Source organism: Klebsiella sp. JN_Kp122, from assembly GCF_040062085.1.
Taxonomy (GTDB): domain Bacteria; phylum Pseudomonadota; class Gammaproteobacteria; order Enterobacterales; family Enterobacteriaceae; genus Klebsiella; species Klebsiella aerogenes.
In genome coordinates, this window is record NZ_JBEAHW010000015.1 from 146550 (window position 1) to 153004 (window position 6455).

Genomic DNA, 6455 nt, shown 5'->3' on the forward strand with positions numbered 1-6455 from the left:
ACCCCCGCCCGTCGGGGGTTTTTTATCATTGATGGTGCGATATGGAACCAATCGAACAAAAACTGACTGAACTGCGAACCACCCTTCGCCATCATGAATATCTGTATCATGTTATGGACACCCCGGAGATTCCCGATGCGGAATATGACCGGCTGATGCGCGAACTGCGCGAACTCGAAGCGCAACATCCTGAGCTGATTACCCCTGACTCGCCGACCCAACGCGTTGGCGCGGCGCCATTGGCCTCTTTCAGCCAGATTCGCCATGAAGTGCCCATGCTATCGCTGGATAACGTCTTTGATGAAGAGAGTTTCCTCGCCTTTAACAAACGCGTGCAGGACCGTTTAAGCGATACGGCGGATCTGACCTGGTGCTGCGAGCTCAAGCTCGATGGCCTGGCGGTCAGTATCCTCTATGAAAACGGCGTGCTGATGCAGGCGGCGACCCGTGGCGATGGCACCACCGGCGAGGATATTACCTCCAACGTGCGAACCATTCGCGCTATTCCGCTGAAGCTACGCGGCGACAATATCCCGGCGCGGCTGGAAGTGCGCGGAGAAGTATTCCTGCCTCAGGCCGGATTTGAAAAAATCAATGAAGAAGCGCGCCGCACCGGCGGCAAAGTATTTGCTAACCCGCGCAATGCCGCCGCGGGTTCGTTGCGCCAGTTGGATCCGCGTATTACCGCGAAGCGACCGCTTACTTTCTTCTGCTACGGTGTTGGCGTGCTGGAAGGCGGTGAACTACCGGCCAGCCACTCCGCGCGTTTGCAGCAGTTTAAGCAGTGGGGATTGCCGGTGAGCGACCGCGTGAAGCTGTGTCATTCTCCAGAGGAAGTGCTTACTTACTATCGCCAGGTTGAAGAAGACCGTCCGAAACTTGGTTTTGATATTGACGGCGTGGTGATTAAAGTCGATTCGCTGGCGCTGCAGGAGCAGCTTGGTTTCGTCGCCCGCGCTCCGCGCTGGGCGGTGGCCTTTAAATTCCCGGCCCAGGAGCAGATGACTTTTGTCAACGATGTGGAATTCCAGGTTGGCCGTACCGGAGCGATTACGCCGGTAGCGCGCCTTGAACCGGTGCACGTGGCCGGGGTGCTGGTCAGTAACGCCACCCTGCATAACGCCGACGAAATCGAACGTTTAGGTCTGCGTATTGGCGACAAAGTGGTGATTCGCCGCGCGGGGGACGTGATCCCGCAGGTCGTCAACGTGGTGCTTTCTGAACGCCCGGAACATACGCGTGAAATCATCTTCCCCACACATTGCCCGGTATGTCATTCCGATGTTGAACGGGTGGAAGGGGAAGCGGTGGCGCGCTGTACCGGCGGGCTTATCTGCGGCGCACAGCGTAAAGAAGCGCTGAAGCACTTTGTCTCCCGACGGGCGCTGGATGTCGACGGTATGGGCGATAAAATCATCGATCAGCTGGTTGAGAAAGAGTACGTCCATACGCCAGCCGATCTGTTCCGCCTCAGCGCCGGTAAGCTTACCGGGCTGGATCGCATGGGACCGAAATCGGCGCAAAATGTGGTCAACGCGCTGGAGAAAGCGAAAGAGACGACCTTCGCCCGCTTCCTGTATGCGTTAGGTATTCGCGAAGTCGGTGAGGCGACAGCAGCGGGACTGGCAGCGCATTTTGGCACTATTGAAGCGCTGGAACAGGCTTCGATTGAGGAGCTGCAGAAGGTGCCTGACGTCGGGATTGTCGTCGCCACGCATACTTTTAACTTCTTCGCCGAAGAGAGCAACCGCGAGGTCATCGCGCAACTGCGCGCTGAAGGCGTTCGCTGGCCGGCGCCGGTGGTGGTGAAGGCGGAAGAAATTGACAGTCCGTTTGCTGGTAAAACCGTAGTATTAACCGGTAGCCTGAGCCAGCTGTCGCGCGATGATGCCAAAGCGCGGCTGGTCGCGCTGGGGGCGAAAGTCGCCGGCAGCGTGTCGAAGAAAACCGATCTGGTGATTGCCGGCGAAGCGGCGGGCTCTAAGCTTGCGAAGGCGCAGGAGTTAGGCATTGAGGTTATCGACGAAGCCGAAATGATGCGCCTGCTGGGAGAATAACGTGGATAAAGCGCAGCTCATCGAGATTGCTAATACCGAGATGCCATTTGGCAAATATAAGGGGCGCCGTTTGATCGACGTCCCGGAAGAGTATTTGCTGTGGTTTGCCCGTAAGGATCAATTCCCTGCCGGGCATCTCGGCGAGCTGATGGCGTTGACCTTATTAATCAAGACCGAGGGGCTGACGCAACTGGTGCAGCCCCTTAAACAACCGCGTTAACCTGCCGTGGCGCGGGATTTCTCCTGCGCCTGTTGGGCGTCTGTTTGCGCTTTATAGCGACGAGCCAGTACAGCGCAGACCATCAGTTGGATCTGATGGAAGATCATTAGCGGCAGCACCATTATCCCCAGAATCGATGCCGGGAACAGGATATTCGCCATCGGTATCCCGTTCGCCAGGCTCTTTTTCGAGCCGCAGAAGACGATGGTAATTTCATCCGGCTTGCTAAAGCCGCAGCGGCGGGCGACAAAAACGTTGATCGCGATGACAATAGCCAACAGCACCAGGCTGACAACGACGATAAACAGCAGTGATCCCACGCCCACTTTGTGCCAGATTCCATTGACGACGGCTTCGCTGAAGGCGGAGTAGACCACCAGCAAGATCGAGGTCTGATCGGTTTTGCCAATCCATTTTTTATGTTTCGCCACCCAGCTACCGATCCACGGGCGCGACAAGTGTCCAAGAACAAACGGCAGCAGCAGTTGCAGCATAATCTTACCAACCTGTTCCAGATCGCCGCCAGCGCCATGCAAATGCATTAGCAGCCCTACCAGCAATGGCGAGACAAAAATACCGAGCAGACTTGATGCTGAAGCGGAACAGACCGCCGCGGCGACGTTACCGCCGGCGAGCGAAGTAAAAGCAATTGCTGACTGTACGGTCGCCGGCAATATGCAAAGGTAAATAAAACCGCTATAGAGCATCGGGTCGACCTTAATCGGCGCCCACCACGCAAACAGAACCCCCAGAACCGGAAAAACAATAAAGGTGCTGCACATCACCCACAGGTGTAAACGCCAGTGGCTGCCACCGGCGATAATTGCTTCACGCGACAGCTTGGCGCCGTGCATAAAGAATAACAGCGCGATGGCGGCGGTGGTGAGATGCTCGACGAAAGGGACGAATTCGCCGCGCGCCGGAAAGAACGAGGCCAGCAGAACCACGGTAATCAATGTCAGTGTAAATGGATCAAGAATGCGGAAAAGTTTCATAAACGCTCCTGAAATTCGATGCCGCTATTGTGCTTTCTTTGTTTTGAGAAATAAAATTGATTTATTGCATCTATTCATGAATAAAACAGATGAATTACTCGTTACGTCAGTTAAAGGTCTTTGTCACCGTCGCCAGGGCGCGCAGTTTTAGCCGTGCCGGGGAAATTATTGGTCTTAGCCAGTCGGCAGTGAGCCATAGCGTTAAGGAGCTGGAGCACCAGACCGGCGTACGTTTGCTCGACAGAACGACGCGTGAAGTGGTGCTCACCGAAGCAGGCCATCAGTTGGCGGGCAAGCTTGAGCGTTTGCTTGATGAACTCCATGTGACCCTGCGTGAAGCGGGGCGGGTAGGGCAGCAGTTGACGGGGACCGTGCGCGTCGCCGCCAGCCAGACCATCTCGGCGCATCTGATCCCGCAATGCATCGCTCATAGCAATCGCCGCTATCCGGATATTGATTTCGTACTGCATGACAGGCCGCAGCAGTGGGTGCTGGAAAGTATCCGTCAGGGCGAGGTTGATTTTGGTATCGTTATCGATCCGGGGACGGCGGCAGACTTGCAGTGCGAGTCCGTGTTGGCGGAACCTTTTCTGTTGTTATGTCGTGAGGATCACCGTTTTTCCCGGCAGTTATCGGTCAACTGGCAGGAGTTGCAGGGGGAGAGGCTGGTATTGCAGGACTATGCTTCCGGCAGCCGGCCGCTGATTGATGCCGCGCTGGCGCGTTTTGCCATCAAAGCCGATATTGTGCAGGAAATTGGTCATCCGGCGACGCTGTTCCCGATGGTGGAATCGGGGATTGGCATTAGCGTACTGCCGGCGCTGGCTTTACCCTTGCCGCAGGGCAGCCGTTTGCAGGTAAAAAGATTAACTCCGGTTGTGGAGCGCCAATTGATGCTGGCGCAGCGTAAAAATCGCTCGCTGTCGACCGCGGCGCAGGCGCTATGGGAGATCGTGCGTGAAGAGGGGGCAAACCTGACATCAGCCAGGGTCGAGGACCCGCTTTATCAGCGCTAAGCGTCATTCTTAACGCTGGTGGGGAACGCTACTTTTTATACTGCACAATCGTAGATATTTCCTTTTCTCATGCCTGGTGAAAACCCTGCTTTAGTCGGTTCAGAAATCAACAGCCCCAATTTGAATCATTGTTTAAATACACTACGTTCGATCAACTTGTTTACACTATACAGAGAATAGAGCGGAGCGTGTCATTGTCGGGCGGCCGAGCTGTTGAATTTTCCACACGCTATTTGAGAATGGTAAAAAATGGAATTATCAGTCCCTTTTATGCTCGTTATTATTTCCATTGCTTCGCTGCTTGCTCAGTGGTTGGCGTGGCGATTACGTATACCTTCTATCCTGCCGCTGTTGCTCATCGGCGTACTACTTGGCCCCGGGGTGCATTTATTGCAACCGGATATATTATTTGGTCCTCTACTTTTCCCACTGGTATCGCTGTCGGTGGCCATCATTCTGTTTGAAGGGGCCCTAACGCTACGCTTTGATGAGATTCGCGGCTTGGGTGGTATTGTGCGCAATTTAGTCACAGTTGGAATGTTGATTACCTTCGCCGTTATCTCACTAACCTGCTGGGGAATTTTAGGCCTCACGCCGCAGATTTCAGCGCTGATCGGGGCGGTCACGGTGGTTACAGGGCCGACAGTGATTTCTCCACTCATGCGAGTGGTTCGCCCAACAGCCTCTATTAATCAGGTACTGCGCTGGGAAGGGATCGTCATTGATCCGGTGGGAGCGATTTTTACCCTATTAGTATTTGAGTTTATTACCTTGCAGGAGCAAACGGGCACATGGCTTCATTTGCTGATCATGCTTACAAAAACGGTCGTTATAGGGCTGGTGAGCGGGGCGGTGTTTGGCGTTTTCTTAGGGAATGCGCTCAGGCGTGGTTGGATCCCGGGTTATCTGCAAAACTTCGCTGTTTTATCCTTCGTTCTATTGACGTTTGGCGTGTCCAATACGCTGGCGGATGAATCTGGTCTGCTTGCGGTAACGGTCCTGGGGATCTGGCTGGCTAATATGCGAGAGGTTGAGACCTCGGATATCGTTGAATTTAAAGAAGAGCTATCCGCCATCTTACTTTCAGCGCTATTTATCATCCTGGCGGCCCGTCTTGATATCCATGCACTCTGGGCGATGGGCTGGCCGCTGCTGATATTGATGCTTATCGTCCAGTTTGTGGCCCGTCCACTATGCATTCTTGTTTCGACATGGCGTTCCAGCTTGCATTGGCGTGACAGGCTGATGTTATGTTGGATCGCCCCGCGCGGAATCGTTGCTGCCGCTGTCAGTTCCCTGTTTGCTTTGACGCTGCAAAAAAAAGGCTATGAGAACGCGGATCAGCTGGTAACCGTCGTTTTCGCAATCATTATAGGTACGGTAGTTTTGCAAAGCCTTACCAGCAGTCAATTGGCGCGCTGGCTTGGCGTGCAGCAACGTAGGCCTCGAGGAGTGCTGATTGTCGGGGCGAATACGGTCGCCAGAACCCTGGCCCAGGCGCTCAGAAAACTCGATATTCCGGTTCAGCTGAGCGATAACAGCTGGGAATACTACCGGCTGGCAAGAATGGAAGGGTTACCAACATATTATGGCAATGTCTGGTCTGAACATGCGGAAAACTACCTGAATCTGAGTGAGATTCGTCAGGTGATCGCCTTGTCGCCAAATCGTCACCAGAATGCGCTGACCACCCTGCATTTTCAGCATATATTTGGTAATAATCGCGTCTTCTCAATCCGTACGGGGCCTGTGACTAAAGGACGTAGTGAGAAAGAAACGCGTCACGAACAGCTTTTCGATACTGATATGACCTGGGCACGGCTTAGTAGCCTGATAGCGAAAGGCGCAGTCATGAAAGTCACTCGCCTGAATAACAATTTTGGCTGGCCGGAGTATCTCAGCACCAACCCTGGTGCAACACCGCTGTTTGCGCAAAGAGAGGATGGCAATCTGATAGCGATTAATAATGGAATCATGCCGCCGCCACCCTGTACTGTCGTGGCGATTATCGAACCTGGAGTAGAAAGTGAAAAAACTCCGTCAGAAGCGTATTGATAGCCTGTTCTTCATTGTTGGCTGTCGTTGCAGGCCGTTCCGCTATCTGGCGTTCTGCGCATAGCAAAAAGGCGCCTTTAGGGCGCCTTTTTACATTGGTGGGTCGTGCAGG

At 54.1% G+C, this 6455-nt stretch carries 5 protein-coding genes; 4 read left to right on the plus strand and 1 reads right to left on the minus strand.

The annotated features are described in order from the left end of the window. The first annotated feature begins 41 nt into the window (after positions 1–41). Both ligA and ABLU78_RS04765 read left to right on the plus strand, forming a co-directional pair. Positions 42–2057 carry an NAD-dependent DNA ligase LigA gene (ligA, locus tag ABLU78_RS04760; RefSeq protein ID WP_013878165.1) on the plus strand — a complete coding sequence of 672 codons (2016 nt, stop codon included), beginning with the start codon at positions 42–44 and terminating at the stop codon, positions 2055–2057. A gap of 1 nt (position 2058) precedes the next feature. Further along, positions 2059–2277, plus strand: a complete 219-nt coding sequence (locus ABLU78_RS04765) for a DUF3820 family protein (protein WP_013878164.1) — start codon at positions 2059–2061, stop codon at positions 2275–2277. On the opposite strand, the gene ABLU78_RS04770 is transcribed toward ABLU78_RS04765, so the two are convergent. Then, a complete protein-coding gene (locus ABLU78_RS04770; RefSeq protein ID WP_013878163.1) occupies positions 2274–3272 on the minus strand; it encodes a bile acid:sodium symporter family protein in 999 nt (332 codons plus the stop codon). The two genes, ABLU78_RS04765 and ABLU78_RS04770, sit on opposite strands and share 4 nt — an antisense overlap. An 89-nt stretch (positions 3273–3361) precedes the next feature. Here ABLU78_RS04770 and ABLU78_RS04775 point away from each other — a divergent pair, with 89 nt between their 5' ends. Next, positions 3362–4288, plus strand: coding sequence for a LysR family transcriptional regulator (locus tag ABLU78_RS04775; RefSeq protein WP_032712121.1), 927 nt, complete (start codon positions 3362–3364; stop codon positions 4286–4288). Positions 4289–4537: 249 nt separating this feature from the next. Further along, positions 4538–6343 (plus strand): sodium:proton antiporter, encoded by a 1806-nt coding sequence (locus ABLU78_RS04780; RefSeq protein ID WP_032712119.1) that lies wholly within the window; start codon positions 4538–4540, stop codon positions 6341–6343. Positions 6344–6455 lie beyond the last annotated feature (112 nt).